Origin of the sequence: Klebsiella planticola ATCC 33531 (assembly GCF_000735435.1) — a bacterium.
GTDB lineage: Bacteria > Pseudomonadota > Gammaproteobacteria > Enterobacterales > Enterobacteriaceae > Klebsiella > Klebsiella planticola.
Window position 1 is genome coordinate 15,712 of the sequence record NZ_JMPP01000014.1, and the last position, 13,123, is coordinate 28,834.

At 51.6% G+C, this 13,123-nt stretch carries 12 protein-coding genes; 11 read left to right on the forward strand and 1 reads right to left on the reverse strand.

Annotated features, from left to right (window positions below):
• The first annotated feature begins 251 nt into the window (after positions 1–251).
• The 11 genes from mnmG to GRPL_RS21125 all read left to right on the forward strand — a co-directional run bounded on the left by mnmG (position 252) and on the right by GRPL_RS21125 (position 10,375).
• Positions 252–2,141: a tRNA uridine-5-carboxymethylaminomethyl(34) synthesis enzyme MnmG gene (mnmG, locus tag GRPL_RS21170; protein ID WP_032697069.1), complete on the forward strand. Its 1,890-nt coding sequence runs from the start codon at positions 252–254 to the stop codon at positions 2,139–2,141.
• A 114-nt stretch (positions 2,142–2,255) separates the two neighbouring features.
• The gene (rsmG, locus tag GRPL_RS21165; RefSeq protein WP_032690155.1) at positions 2,256–2,879 is read left to right on the forward strand and encodes a 16S rRNA (guanine(527)-N(7))-methyltransferase RsmG; all 624 of its coding nucleotides are present in this window, start codon (positions 2,256–2,258) and stop codon (positions 2,877–2,879) included.
• 614 nt (positions 2,880–3,493) lie between these two features.
• Positions 3,494–3,874 carry a F0F1 ATP synthase subunit I gene (atpI, locus tag GRPL_RS0125520; protein WP_004869225.1) on the forward strand — a complete coding sequence of 127 codons (381 nt, stop codon included), beginning with the start codon at positions 3,494–3,496 and terminating at the stop codon, positions 3,872–3,874.
• An 8-nt stretch (positions 3,875–3,882) separates the two neighbouring features.
• Positions 3,883–4,698 carry a F0F1 ATP synthase subunit A gene (gene atpB, locus GRPL_RS21160; RefSeq protein WP_004869223.1) on the forward strand — a complete coding sequence of 272 codons (816 nt, stop codon included), beginning with the start codon at positions 3,883–3,885 and terminating at the stop codon, positions 4,696–4,698.
• A gap of 47 nt (positions 4,699–4,745) precedes the next feature.
• Positions 4,746–4,985: a F0F1 ATP synthase subunit C gene (gene atpE / locus GRPL_RS21155; RefSeq protein ID WP_000429386.1), complete on the forward strand. Its 240-nt coding sequence runs from the start codon at positions 4,746–4,748 to the stop codon at positions 4,983–4,985.
• 54 nt (positions 4,986–5,039) lie between these two features.
• Positions 5,040–5,510: a F0F1 ATP synthase subunit B gene (gene atpF, locus GRPL_RS21150; protein ID WP_004869221.1), complete on the forward strand. Its 471-nt coding sequence runs from the start codon at positions 5,040–5,042 to the stop codon at positions 5,508–5,510.
• Between the two features lie 14 nt (positions 5,511–5,524).
• On the forward strand, positions 5,525–6,058 hold the full coding sequence (gene atpH / locus GRPL_RS21145) for a F0F1 ATP synthase subunit delta (RefSeq protein WP_004869220.1): 534 nt from the start codon (positions 5,525–5,527) through the stop codon (positions 6,056–6,058).
• 12 nt (positions 6,059–6,070) lie between these two features.
• A complete protein-coding gene (gene atpA, locus GRPL_RS21140; RefSeq protein ID WP_004869219.1) occupies positions 6,071–7,612 on the forward strand; it encodes a F0F1 ATP synthase subunit alpha in 1,542 nt (513 codons plus the stop codon).
• 50 nt (positions 7,613–7,662) lie between these two features.
• Positions 7,663–8,526, forward strand: a complete 864-nt coding sequence (atpG, locus tag GRPL_RS21135; protein WP_004869218.1) for a F0F1 ATP synthase subunit gamma — start codon at positions 7,663–7,665, stop codon at positions 8,524–8,526.
• Between the two features lie 26 nt (positions 8,527–8,552).
• Positions 8,553–9,935, forward strand: a complete 1,383-nt coding sequence (gene atpD / locus GRPL_RS21130; protein WP_004869217.1) for a F0F1 ATP synthase subunit beta — start codon at positions 8,553–8,555, stop codon at positions 9,933–9,935.
• Between the two features lie 20 nt (positions 9,936–9,955).
• The gene (locus GRPL_RS21125; RefSeq protein ID WP_004869216.1) at positions 9,956–10,375 is read left to right on the forward strand and encodes a F0F1 ATP synthase subunit epsilon; all 420 of its coding nucleotides are present in this window, start codon (positions 9,956–9,958) and stop codon (positions 10,373–10,375) included.
• A 420-nt stretch (positions 10,376–10,795) separates the two neighbouring features.
• Here GRPL_RS21125 and GRPL_RS21120 read toward each other — a convergent pair whose 3' ends face one another.
• Positions 10,796–12,967, reverse strand: a complete 2,172-nt coding sequence (locus GRPL_RS21120) for a right-handed parallel beta-helix repeat-containing protein (RefSeq protein WP_032698483.1) — start codon at positions 12,965–12,967, stop codon at positions 10,796–10,798.
• Positions 12,968–13,123: the final 156 nt, after the last annotated feature.

The window sequence follows — 13,123 nt, forward strand, 5'->3', positions numbered from 1 at the left end:
ATACGGAACAGGATCACCGATCATTCACAGATAGTGATCCTTCTTAAGCATTTGATCTTAAAACGCGGATCTGGCTTATCCACAGAAAGGTTCGATCCTAATAAGAGATCACAATAAAACAGATCTCTAAATAAAAGATCTTCTTTTTAATACTCAAGATCCCGGAGCTTTCTCGATCGACTAAAGTTGAGTAGAATCCACGGCCCGGGCTTCAATCCATTTTCAAACCGCTTTATGCGAGGCATACCACCATGTTTTATCAGGATCCTTTTGACGTCATCATCATTGGCGGGGGTCATGCAGGCACTGAGGCCGCGATGGCCGCAGCGCGAATGGGTCAGCAGACCCTGCTTTTGACACACAATATCGACACGTTGGGGCAGATGAGCTGCAACCCGGCGATTGGCGGCATTGGGAAAGGACACCTGGTAAAAGAAGTGGATGCGCTTGGCGGACTGATGGCGAAAGCGATCGACCAGGCAGGCATTCAGTTTAGGATACTAAACGCCAGCAAAGGACCGGCGGTACGAGCGACACGAGCTCAGGCAGACCGCGTACTCTATCGTCAGGCGGTACGCACTGCGCTGGAAAACCAGCCCAACCTGATGATCTTCCAGCAGGCGGTTGAGGATCTGATTGTTGAAAACGATCGGGTTGTCGGAGCCGTTACCCAGATGGGACTGAAATTCCGCGCCAAAGCGGTGGTCCTGACCGTCGGTACCTTCCTTGATGGCAAGATCCATATCGGACTGGATAACTACAGCGGTGGCCGCGCAGGCGATCCGCCGTCCATCCCGCTTTCTCGCCGCTTACGTGAGCTGCCGCTGCGCGTCAGCCGCCTGAAAACCGGTACGCCGCCACGTATTGACGCCCGTACCATCGACTTTAGCGTTCTGGCGCCGCAGCATGGTGATAACCCCATGCCGGTCTTCTCGTTCATGGGCAATGTGGCTCAGCATCCGCAGCAGGTACCGTGCTATATCACGTATACCAACGAAAAAACCCACGACGTGATCCGTAATAACCTCGATCGTAGCCCAATGTATGCCGGGGTGATTGAAGGGATCGGCCCGCGTTATTGCCCGTCGATCGAAGATAAAGTGATGCGTTTTGCCGATCGTAACCAGCATCAGATCTTCCTTGAGCCTGAAGGGCTGACATCTAATGAAATTTATCCAAACGGTATCTCCACCAGCCTGCCGTTTGACGTACAAATGCAAATTGTTCGCTCTATGCAAGGCATGGAGAACGCCAGAATCGTTCGTCCAGGCTACGCTATTGAGTACGACTTTTTCGACCCGCGCGATCTGAAGCCGACGTTGGAAAGTAAATATATCCACGGTCTGTTCTTTGCCGGACAAATTAACGGCACCACCGGTTACGAAGAAGCTGCCGCTCAGGGGCTGCTTGCCGGCCTGAACGCCGGTCGTTTCTCTGCGGAAAAAGAGGGTTGGGCGCCGGCGCGTTCAGAAGCCTACCTCGGCGTGCTGGTCGACGATCTGTGTACTCTGGGAACGAAAGAACCGTACCGGATGTTTACTTCACGCGCCGAATATCGTCTGATGCTGCGCGAAGATAACGCCGATCTGCGTCTGACGGAACAGGGACGTGAACTGGGTCTGGTCGATGATGAACGCTGGGCGCGTTTCAATGAGAAGCTGGAAAGCATTGAGCTGGAGCGTCAGCGTCTGAAAACCACCTGGGTTTATCCGGCGGCAGACAGCGCAGAAGAAGTGAATGCTCACCTGACTGCACCACTTTCTCGCGAAGCGAGCGGAGAAGATTTACTCCGTCGTCCGGAAATGACCTATGAGCAGCTGGTTCAGCTGTCACCGTTCGCACCGGGCCTCGAAGATGTGCAGGCCGCAGAACAGGTCGAAATCCAGGTGAAGTACGAAGGGTATATTGCTCGTCAGCAGGAAGAGATCGAAAGACAGCAGCGTAATGAGAATACGATCCTGCCGGCAACGCTTGATTATCGTCAGGTGATCGGGTTGTCGAATGAAGTGATTGCCAAGCTCAACGATCACAAACCGTCTTCAATCGGTCAGGCTTCGCGTATTTCCGGCATCACGCCAGCGGCGATTTCTATTTTGCTGGTCTGGTTGAAAAAGCAGGGGATGCTGCGCCGTAGCGCCTGATTGCCCTGAGAGGCGGAATTTGGCGGATAGCAGACTGCGCCTCCGCCCTTTTGATTCACCGGCCCGGTAAGCGTCATCGCCTCCGGGCTCATTATTTCTGGACAGGTATTGAACGTGCTCAACAAACTTTCTCGTCTGCTGGCTGAAGCCGGTATTTCGCTCACCGATCACCAGAAAAACCAGCTGGTGGCCTATGTTGGAATGCTGGATAAGTGGAACAAAGCCTACAATCTGACTTCCGTTCGCGATCCGAATGAGATGCTGATTCGCCATATCCTCGATAGCATTGTTGTTGCGCCGTATCTGCAGGGAACGCGTTTTATCGACGTCGGAACAGGGCCAGGGCTACCGGGAATCCCGCTGGCGATAGTTCTTCCGCAAGCACATTTCACGCTGCTGGACAGCCTTGGTAAGCGCGTGCGTTTTCTTCGTCAGGTCCAGCATGAGTTAAAACTGGATAATATTGCTCCGGTACAGAGCCGCGTGGAAGATTTCCCCGCTGAGCCGCCGTTCGATGGCGTCATCAGCCGCGCATTTGCCTCTCTGAATGACATGGTCAGCTGGTGTCATCATCTGCCGTCAGAAACCGGCTGCTTCTATGCGTTGAAAGGGGTGGCCCAGGAAGATGAAATGGCAAATCTTCCCAACGGATATACCGTCAGCGAGATCATCAGGCTGCATGTTCCTGAGCTGGAAGGGGAGCGTCACCTGGTGGTTATTAAGCCAAAAATGATTTAGTTTTTATCAAAAAATGTGAAAAAAATGAGACCGTAGCATGTTACAAAAATAAATGTGACTGCGAGCTATTCCCGGAGCATTTTAACCATGTTTTTACTATGGGTTATCTCGAAGTTAACTTTGACGGTTGGTTAACCCATAAAATAGTCAACATTGAAAATATCAGTACGCTAAAAATCGAGCGCCTGACAGAGCATACAGATGTTAAATATTTATTATAAATGTCAATAAAAGGTTTTCATTGTATGCGTGGTTGTTTTATAAAAACTGCTCATTTTTTATCTTTAATATCAAAAAGATGAAAACAGACAATTTATGAACGGAATTAATTCGCATTCCTCTAAAATGTTTAATATGTGATCTGGTGCACGCTTTAATCTCTGTGTTTTCTCAGTATTTGCAGTTTCGTATGACGGCTCACAGATTGGCAAAATGCAGGAAAAGTTGCCAGCTGGAAAATAATTAAACATTTATTCACTATTTTGCTACTTATTGTTTGAAATCACGGGGCGTCACCGTATAATTTGTCCGCTTTTTGATGCTTGACTCTTCGTCTTAAAGGACGTTTTATACGACACGCGACATACCTCGAAGGGAGCAGGAGTAAAAACGTGATGTCTGTGTCGCTCTTGAGTCGAAACGTTGCTCGTAAGCTTCTGTTTATTCAGTTACTGGCAGTAATAGCAAGTGGACTGCTGTTCAGCCTAAAAGACCCCTTCTGGGGCGTCTCCGCTGTATGTGGAGGTTTGGCGGTTGTTTTGCCAAACATGTTGTTTATGATTTTTGCCTGGCGTCATCAGGCGCATACACCATCTAAAGGCCGAGTGGCCTGGACCTTCGCCTTCGGCGAAGCTTTCAAGGTGTTGCTGACCTTTGCCCTCCTCGCGGTGGCGCTGGCTGTATTCAAAGTGGTATTCATGCCGCTGATAGTGACGTGGGTTTTGGTGCTGGTGGTACAAATTCTGGCACCAGCTGTAATTAACAACAAAGGGTAAAAGGCATCATGGCTGCAGAAAATATGACGCCGCAGGAATACATAGGCCACCATCTGAACAACCTTCAGCTGGACCTGCGTACTTTCTCGCTGGTGGATCCGCACAACCCCCCGGCCACCTTCTGGACGCTCAACATTGACTCCATGTTCTTCTCAGTGGTGCTCGGTCTGTTGTTCCTTACCATTTTCCGTAGCGTTGCGAAAAAAGCGACCAGCGGTGTTCCTGGTAAACTCCAGACGGCTATCGAGATGACCATTGGCTTCGTCCATGGCAGCGTCAAAGACATGTATCATGGCAAGAGCAAGCTGATTGCTCCGCTGGCCCTCACCGTGTTTGTCTGGGTATTCCTGATGAACCTGATGGACCTGCTGCCAATCGACCTGATTCCTTACATCGGCGAACACATTTTCGGCCTGCCTGCACTGCGCGTGGTTCCGTCTGCTGACGTGAACATCACCCTGTCGATGGCGCTTGGCGTGTTTATCCTGATTCTTTTCTACAGCATCAAAATGAAAGGCGTGGGTGGGTTCGTTAAAGAACTGACGCTGCAGCCGTTCAATCACTGGGCATTCATTCCTGTCAACTTAATCCTTGAAGGGGTAAGCCTGCTGTCCAAACCGGTTTCACTTGGTCTGCGACTGTTCGGCAACATGTATGCCGGTGAGCTGATTTTCATTCTGATTGCTGGTCTGCTGCCGTGGTGGTCACAGTGGGTTCTGAATGTGCCATGGGCCATTTTCCACATCCTGATTATTACGCTGCAAGCCTTCATCTTCATGGTTCTGACGATCGTCTATCTGTCGATGGCATCTGAAGAGCATTGATTTTTACCAACATACTACGTTTTTACTGAAACAAACTGGAGACTGTCATGGAAAACCTGAATATGGATCTGCTGTACATGGCTGCCGCTGTGATGATGGGTCTGGCGGCGATCGGTGCTGCGATCGGTATCGGCATCCTCGGGGGCAAATTCCTGGAAGGCGCAGCGCGTCAACCGGATCTGATTCCTCTGCTGCGTACTCAGTTCTTTATCGTTATGGGTCTGGTGGATGCTATCCCGATGATCGCTGTAGGTCTGGGTCTGTACGTGATGTTTGCTGTCGCGTAGTAAGTTGTTCGAAAGAAACCTAAGCCACAGAGTTAATTTAAGAGGTATTGTGCTGTGAACATGAACGCAACAATCCTCGGCCAGGCCATCGCGTTTGTTCTTTTCGTATGGTTCTGCATGAAGTACGTATGGCCGCCGTTAATGGCTGCCATCGAAAAACGTCAGAAAGAGATTTCTGACGGTTTGGCTTCTGCAGAACGCGCTAAGAAAGATTTGGACCTTGCACAGGCCAACGCGACCGACCAGCTGAAAAAAGCGAAAGCGGAAGCTCAGGTCATCATCGAGCAAGCGAACAAGCGTCGCTCTCAGATGCTGGACGAAGCTAAAGCTGAAGCAGAACAGGAACGCACCAAAATCGTCGCACAGGCGCAGGCTGAAATCGATGCCGAACGTAAACGTGCTCGCGAGGAGCTGCGTAAGCAGGTCGCAATCCTGGCTGTTGCTGGCGCCGAGAAGATCATCGAACGTTCCGTGGATGAAGCTGCTAACAGCGACATCGTGGACAAACTTGTCGCTGAACTGTAAGGAGGGAGGGGCTGATGTCTGAATTTGTAACGGTAGCTCGCCCCTACGCCAAAGCAGCTTTTGACTTTGCCGTCGAACACAAAAGTGTTGAACGCTGGCAGGATATGCTGGCGTTTGCCGCTGAAGTGACCAAAAACGAACAAATGGCAGAGCTTCTGTCCGGTGCTCTGGCGCCGGAAACGCTCTCTGACGCGTTCATTGCGGTATGCGGTGAGCAACTGGACGAAAATGGCCAGAACCTGATTCGGGTTATGGCTGAAAATGGTCGTCTGCAAGTGCTCCCGGATGTTCTTGAGCAATTCATTCACCTGCGCGCTGCCAGTGAGGCAACCGCAGAGGTCGATGTTATTTCTGCCTCCCAGTTGAGTGAAGCACAGCTTGAGAAGATCGTCGGCGCGATGGAAAAACGTCTGTCACGCAAAGTTAAGCTGAATTGCAAAATCGATAAGTCTGTTATGGCAGGTGTTATCATCCGTGCGGGTGATATGGTCATTGATGGTAGCGTACGCGGCCGTCTTGATCGCCTTGCAGACGTCTTGCAGTCTTAAGGGGACTGGAGCATGCAACTGAATTCCACCGAAATCAGCGAACTGATCAAGCAGCGCATTGCTCAGTTCAATGTGGTGAGCGAAGCTCACAACGAAGGTACTATTGTTTCCGTCAGTGACGGTGTTATCCGCATCCACGGCCTGGCCGATTGTATGCAGGGTGAGATGATTTCCCTGCCGGGTAACCGTTACGCTATCGCACTGAACCTGGAGCGCGACTCCGTAGGTGCAGTAGTAATGGGTCCGTACGCTGACCTCGCCGAAGGCATGAAGGTTAAATGTACTGGCCGTATCCTTGAAGTTCCGGTTGGCCGTGGCCTGCTGGGTCGCGTGGTGAACACCCTGGGTGCACCTATCGACGGTAAAGGTCCGGTTGAGCACGATGGCTTCTCGCCAATCGAAGTTATCGCTCCGGGCGTTATCGAACGTCAGTCCGTCGATCAGCCGGTACAGACCGGTTACAAATCCGTCGATGCCATGATTCCAATCGGCCGTGGCCAGCGTGAGCTGATCATCGGTGACCGTCAGACCGGTAAAACCGCGATGGCAATCGATGCGATCATCAACCAACGTGATTCCGGCATCAAGTGCGTGTACGTAGCTATTGGCCAGAAAGCGTCCACCATTTCTAACGTGGTACGTAAACTGGAAGAGCACGGCGCGCTGTCCAACACAATCGTTGTCGTGGCGACCGCTTCTGAATCTGCTGCACTGCAATACCTGGCGCCATATGCCGGTTGCGCAATGGGCGAATACTTCCGTGACCGCGGTGAAGATGCGCTGATCGTTTACGATGACCTGTCTAAACAGGCCGTTGCTTACCGTCAGGTTTCCCTGCTGCTCCGTCGTCCGCCAGGACGTGAAGCATTCCCGGGCGACGTGTTCTACCTCCACTCCCGTCTGCTGGAGCGCGCATCCCGCGTTAACGCGGAATACGTTGAGAAATTCACCAAAGGTGAAGTCAAAGGTAAAACCGGCTCCCTGACCGCACTGCCGATTATCGAAACCCAGGCGGGTGACGTTTCTGCGTTCGTTCCGACCAACGTAATTTCCATTACCGATGGTCAGATCTTCCTGGAAACCAACCTGTTTAACTCTGGTATTCGTCCTGCGGTTAACCCGGGTATCTCCGTATCCCGTGTTGGTGGTGCTGCTCAGACCAAGATCATCAAGAAACTGTCCGGTGGTATCCGTACCGCGCTGGCGCAGTATCGTGAACTGGCTGCGTTCTCTCAGTTCGCATCCGATCTGGATGAAGCAACCCGTAAACAGCTGAGCCATGGTCAGAAAGTAACCGAGCTGCTGAAACAGAAACAGTATGCACCGATGTCTGTAGCACAGCAGGGTCTGGTCCTGTTTGCTGCTGAACGCGGTTACCTCGAAGATGTGGAACTGGCGAAAATCGGTAGCTTCGAAGCCGCTCTGCTGGCTTACGTTGACCGTGACCACGCTCCGCTGATGCAAGAGATTAACCAGACCGGTGGCTATAACGACGAGATCGAAGGCAAGCTGAAAAGCATCCTCGACTCCTTTAAAGCAACCCAGTCCTGGTAAAGTCTGGCGGCTTGCCTTAGGGCAGGCCGCAAGGCATTGAGGAGAAGTTCATGGCCGGCGCAAAAGAGATACGTAGTAAGATCGCAAGCGTCCAGAACACGCAAAAGATCACTAAAGCGATGGAAATGGTCGCCGCTTCCAAAATGCGTAAATCGCAGGAGCGCATGGCGGCCAGCCGTCCTTATGCAGATACCATGCGCAAAGTGATTGGTCACCTTGCAAACGGTAATCTGGAATATAAGCACCCGTACCTGGAAGAACGCGACGTTAAACGCGTGGGCTACCTGGTGGTGTCGACCGACCGTGGTCTGTGCGGCGGCTTGAACATTAACCTGTTCAAGAAAGTGCTGGCAGATATGAAAGTATGGTCCGATAAAGGCGTTCAGTGCGACATCGCAATGATCGGCTCTAAAGGCGTATCTTTCTTTAGTTCCGTCGGTGGCAATATTGTCGCCCAGGTGACTGGCATGGGAGATAACCCATCGCTGTCCGAACTAATCGGCCCGGTAAAAGTGATGTTGCAGGCCTATGATGAAGGCCGTCTGGACAAGCTGTACGTTGTCAGCAACAAATTTATTAATACCATGTCCCAGACTCCGACCATCACTCAGCTGCTGCCGTTACCGGCATCAGAAGATGCTGAGCTGAAGCGTAAATCCTGGGATTATCTGTATGAGCCAGACCCGAAAGCGCTGCTGGATACCCTCCTGCGTCGTTATGTCGAGTCCCAGGTTTATCAGGGCGTGGTAGAAAACCTGGCCAGCGAGCAGGCCGCACGTATGGTGGCGATGAAAGCCGCAACCGATAATGGCGGCAGCCTGATTAAAGAGCTGCAGTTGGTATACAACAAAGCTCGTCAGGCCAGCATTACTCAGGAACTCACCGAGATCGTCGGTGGTGCATCCGCGGTATAACCAGGTTAATTCGTAGAGGATTCAAGATGGCTACTGGAAAAATTGTCCAGGTAATCGGCGCCGTGGTTGACGTCGAATTCCCTCAGGATGCCGTACCGCGCGTGTACGATGCTCTTGAGGTACAGAATGGTAATGAGAGCCTGGTGCTGGAAGTTCAGCAGCAGCTCGGCGGTGGTATCGTACGTGCTATCGCCATGGGTTCTTCTGACGGTCTGCGTCGTGGTCTGGAAGTTAAAGACCTTGAGCACCCGATCGAAGTCCCGGTTGGTAAAGCAACGCTGGGTCGTATCATGAACGTGCTGGGTCAGCCGATCGATATGAAAGGCGACATCGGCGAAGAAGAGCGTTGGGCTATTCACCGCGCAGCTCCGTCTTATGAAGAGCTGTCCAGTTCTCAGGAACTGCTGGAAACCGGCATCAAAGTTATCGACCTGATGTGTCCGTTCGCTAAGGGCGGTAAAGTAGGTCTGTTCGGTGGTGCGGGCGTAGGTAAAACCGTAAACATGATGGAGCTGATCCGTAACATCGCGATCGAGCACTCCGGTTACTCCGTGTTTGCGGGCGTCGGTGAACGTACTCGTGAGGGTAACGACTTCTACCACGAAATGACCGACTCCAACGTTCTGGATAAAGTATCCCTGGTTTATGGCCAGATGAACGAGCCGCCGGGAAACCGTCTGCGCGTTGCTCTGACCGGCCTGACCATGGCTGAGAAATTCCGTGACGAAGGTCGTGACGTTCTGCTGTTCGTCGATAACATCTATCGTTATACCCTGGCCGGTACTGAAGTATCCGCACTGCTGGGTCGTATGCCTTCAGCGGTAGGTTATCAGCCGACCCTGGCGGAAGAGATGGGTGTTCTGCAGGAACGTATCACCTCCACCAAAACCGGTTCTATCACTTCCGTACAGGCCGTATACGTCCCTGCGGATGACTTGACTGACCCGTCACCAGCCACCACCTTTGCTCACCTTGATGCAACCGTGGTACTGAGCCGTCAGATTGCGTCTCTGGGTATCTACCCGGCCGTTGACCCGCTGGACTCCACCAGCCGTCAGCTGGATCCGCTGGTTGTGGGTCAGGAACACTACGACACCGCACGTGGCGTACAGTCCCTGCTGCAACGTTATCAGGAACTGAAAGACATCATCGCCATCCTCGGTATGGATGAACTGTCTGAAGAAGACAAACTGGTGGTAGCTCGCGCACGTAAGATTCAGCGCTTCCTGTCCCAGCCGTTCTTCGTGGCAGAAGTATTTACCGGTTCTCCGGGCAAGTACGTCTCCCTGAAAGACACCATCCGTGGCTTTAAAGGCATCATGGAAGGCGAATACGATCACCTGCCAGAGCAGGCGTTCTACATGGTCGGTTCTATCGACGAAGCCGTGGAAAAAGCCAAAAAACTTTAACGCCTTAATCGGAGGGTGATATGGCAATGACTTACCACCTGGACGTCGTCAGCGCGGAGCAACAAATGTTCTCCGGTCTGGTCGAGAAAATCCAGGTAACGGGTAGTGAAGGTGAACTGGGTATTTACCCGGGTCACGCACCGCTGCTCACCGCCATTAAGCCTGGTATGATTCGCATCGTTAAACAGCACGGTCATGAAGAGTTTATCTATCTGTCCGGCGGCATTCTTGAAGTGCAGCCTGGTAGCGTGACCGTTCTGGCTGATACGGCAATTCGTGGCCAGGATCTCGACGAAGCGCGAGCCCTGGAATCGAAGCGTAAAGCGGAAGAGCACATTAACAGCTCTCACGGCGACGTGGATTACGCTCAGGCGTCCGCGGAACTGGCCAAAGCGATCGCCAAACTGCGCGTTATCGAGTTGACCAAAAAAGCGATGTAACACCGGCTTGAAAGTTAAAAAGCCAGTCTGGTTTCCAGGCTGGCTTTTTTTATGGCTTCGTTTCATATTTATCAAAACTAAAATGGCATTTTAATTTTTTGTGACGAATATCTCATTTCTGTTGATCGGTTAAAAAATGAAGCGTAGACTTGTTTTTGTGATGTGAGTCACAAAACAAATCTACCAGAACACATTTTTTATCCAGGAAGTCATCATGAAACTGCTTAACAAAATCATCGCTTTCTTCAGTGCTATGAACGTCACTTTCGGTACCTTCAATCACTAAGTCGCCAACCTCTCTGCATTTGCGCTGTACCGCTAACGAAAACGACAACACATGCGGTGTGAAGCAGAACGAAAAAGGTCGCCCGAGGGCGGCCTTTGTGTTTTCTCAGCCGGGTAAAGCGCAAGACGCCCTTGCTATCGACGGTTGAGAAAGTCTCCGGTAGCAAAACTGCCATCGGCATGACGCAGCAGCGGATCCGGTAGCGCCAGGGTTTGATAATCGGCGCTCAGAATGGTCTTCCCCTCTGCATTGACGCTTTTCCCGCCGCGAATAAAGTAGTTGTTATCTTTAATATTCCCGACAACGGCATCATCATATTTTCCGGGCTGGCTGCGCAGTGACAGGTTGTCGCTGAAATCGCCTTGAGTCTCTGGCTTACCGTATGGGCTGGGGCGGAAGAGATAGTTAAAGCGCTGGTTATCTACCGCGACGTTATTGACCACTACCAGCTTGCCGGGATTGAAATTATCGGTAAACCCATCCAGATGGTTACCGATAGCAATGCTGTTACGTATTTCGTGGGCAACCGGCTGCCCTTCCCCGCCGAGTTTAAAACCGTTACTGGTGTTATTGCGGGCAATTGAATTCTCGATCACCACAACGCCATTGGCGCCGTCTTCGATTTTGTTAAACAGGTCGAATCCGTCATCGATATTGTCGTGTGAGTAGCAACCTTCCAGGCGATTACCTTCCCCTACCCGCATTTTTACCGCGAAACCATCGGCGTTAATCTTACCGGGATCCTCATTGCCGTAGGATTCTGAGTTCACGACCCGATTGTAGCTGGCCCATAGTGGGCGACCTGTTTTGTCCGGGGAGGATATCTGGATCCCGGTATCCTCGTTTTTGTAGGCCGTGACGTTCTCGATCAGGTTATGGCTGCCCTGTATGCGCAGGCTTTTGTCTGTTATCGAGATGCCCTTGATATGCCAGTAGTTGGCATCCAGCAGCAGGCCATGAATAACCGCCTTGCCGTTGGCCTGCAGCGTTTTTACCTTTTCTCTGAGCCCGCTGGCCTGAAGCGGAATCACCGTTTGCGGATAATCCCCGGCGGCTAAGATAATCTTTCCGCCCGGAGGCAACAAATCGACCGCGGTGGAGAGATCGAGCGGAGAATCCAGCGTCCCTTTCGCGTCAGACTGCCCCTCAGGGGAGACATGCAGCGTGTTCCCTTCAACACGCTGGTTGCGTTCAACCGTCAGGCTTTGCGTAATGGGTTTTTGGCCGCTGGCGGGGGTAAAAACAATTTCAAAGGTACTTTTCTCTTTGAGCGTCGCGGGTTGAGTAAACATCTCACCGGCTTTGACCTTTTTATTCATCCCAATCGTCACCTCATCCTGACGAACAGTGAAATCGCCGTCGTCACTGGCTCGGGCCTGCAATACGTAATCTGCGCTCTGGCTTTGTACGCCTGAGGCGATTTGCATCACCACCGGCCAGGTTTTGGCAACATAGGGCTGCGAAGCAACGATATTTGCCGGGGATGTCACCAGAGATGCATGGCTGACGGTGATTTTGGCGTTACGAGAAGCAAAAAAGCCAACGTAGTAATTGTCTTTATCCTGTTGCGTGATCAGATCGGCATGAGGCACTTTTTGACTCACCCACTTATCGCTGCCGACGGGCGCCCATGATGTGACAAACCCCTCGTTGGTACGTTCGAGTCTGAGCTGGAAGTCCGGTGTCTGTTTAAGATCGATATTCTCTTTATAACTCAGCCGGTTGATAGTCGAACCTGCGTTTCCCCACGGTTGCGCGATCCCTTCCCGGGTAATGGCCTGGAGTTTGACGCGCGAGCGATCTTTTTTATCCTGGGTCATAATCGCGTTCATGACCATATTGGATGCTGCCGGAAACTCTTCGTAGCCAACCACTAAAGGCTGCTGCCGCGGATGGCCGATGACATCGCGAACCAGCAGCCCTGCGCCCTCTTGTGCTGCCGGAAGGGCGCCATTTTCCGGACCAAATTGATCCACCGTCACCGTGGCCTGCAGGATGAAATTCTGTCGGGCCGGTAGTTCAGTATAAAAGAAGGTCAGACCGTCGTGCGAGTTAGCTATTTTTCCGCCCCGACTCTCAATGGTGACAGGAGCCTGGAGATTGGCAACATCCTGCGGAGCCAGTTTTTTTCCTGCTATCGTTACATCGTTAACGCCGATCTTTTCCGGCAGTACGTTGGAGGAAAAATTCACGTCAGTTGATTGACCAAAAGCGATGCCTCGCCAGACATGCTGCTCGTCAGCCTGCAGCGGTAATGCGATAATTGTGCTGCAAAGGGCTAATGCCAAAGGTATTTTTTTATTCATTTTTGTCTCCTGGGTAATTATTGAGCAGCATTATCATAATAATGAAATGGTGTTTCTATTTGTTGCGTCACAATTGGCGAATATTGAAACTGCGTTTTATTTTATTGCCTTGCTTTATTCAGGTGTCAAAAAAACAGGAAAAGCAGTGAGATAGCA

What these genes read in the sequence shown, in the direction of transcription:
- mnmG (WP_032697069.1), top strand. Translation starts at nt 252, where the DNA reads ATGTTTTATCAGGATCCTTTTGACGTCATCATCATTGGCGGGGGTCAT.
- atpI (WP_004869225.1), top strand. Translation starts at nt 3,494, where the DNA reads ATGTCTGTGTCGCTCTTGAGTCGAAACGTTGCTCGTAAGCTTCTGTTT.
- atpB (WP_004869223.1), top strand. Translation starts at nt 3,883, where the DNA reads ATGGCTGCAGAAAATATGACGCCGCAGGAATACATAGGCCACCATCTG.
- atpE (WP_000429386.1), top strand. Translation starts at nt 4,746, where the DNA reads ATGGAAAACCTGAATATGGATCTGCTGTACATGGCTGCCGCTGTGATG.
- atpH (WP_004869220.1), top strand. Translation starts at nt 5,525, where the DNA reads ATGTCTGAATTTGTAACGGTAGCTCGCCCCTACGCCAAAGCAGCTTTT.
- atpA (WP_004869219.1), top strand. Translation starts at nt 6,071, where the DNA reads ATGCAACTGAATTCCACCGAAATCAGCGAACTGATCAAGCAGCGCATT.
- atpG (WP_004869218.1), top strand. Translation starts at nt 7,663, where the DNA reads ATGGCCGGCGCAAAAGAGATACGTAGTAAGATCGCAAGCGTCCAGAAC.
- atpD (WP_004869217.1), top strand. Translation starts at nt 8,553, where the DNA reads ATGGCTACTGGAAAAATTGTCCAGGTAATCGGCGCCGTGGTTGACGTC.
- GRPL_RS21125 (WP_004869216.1), top strand. Translation starts at nt 9,956, where the DNA reads ATGGCAATGACTTACCACCTGGACGTCGTCAGCGCGGAGCAACAAATG.
- GRPL_RS21120 (WP_032698483.1), bottom strand. Translation starts at nt 12,967, where the DNA reads ATGAATAAAAAAATACCTTTGGCATTAGCCCTTTGCAGCACAATTATC.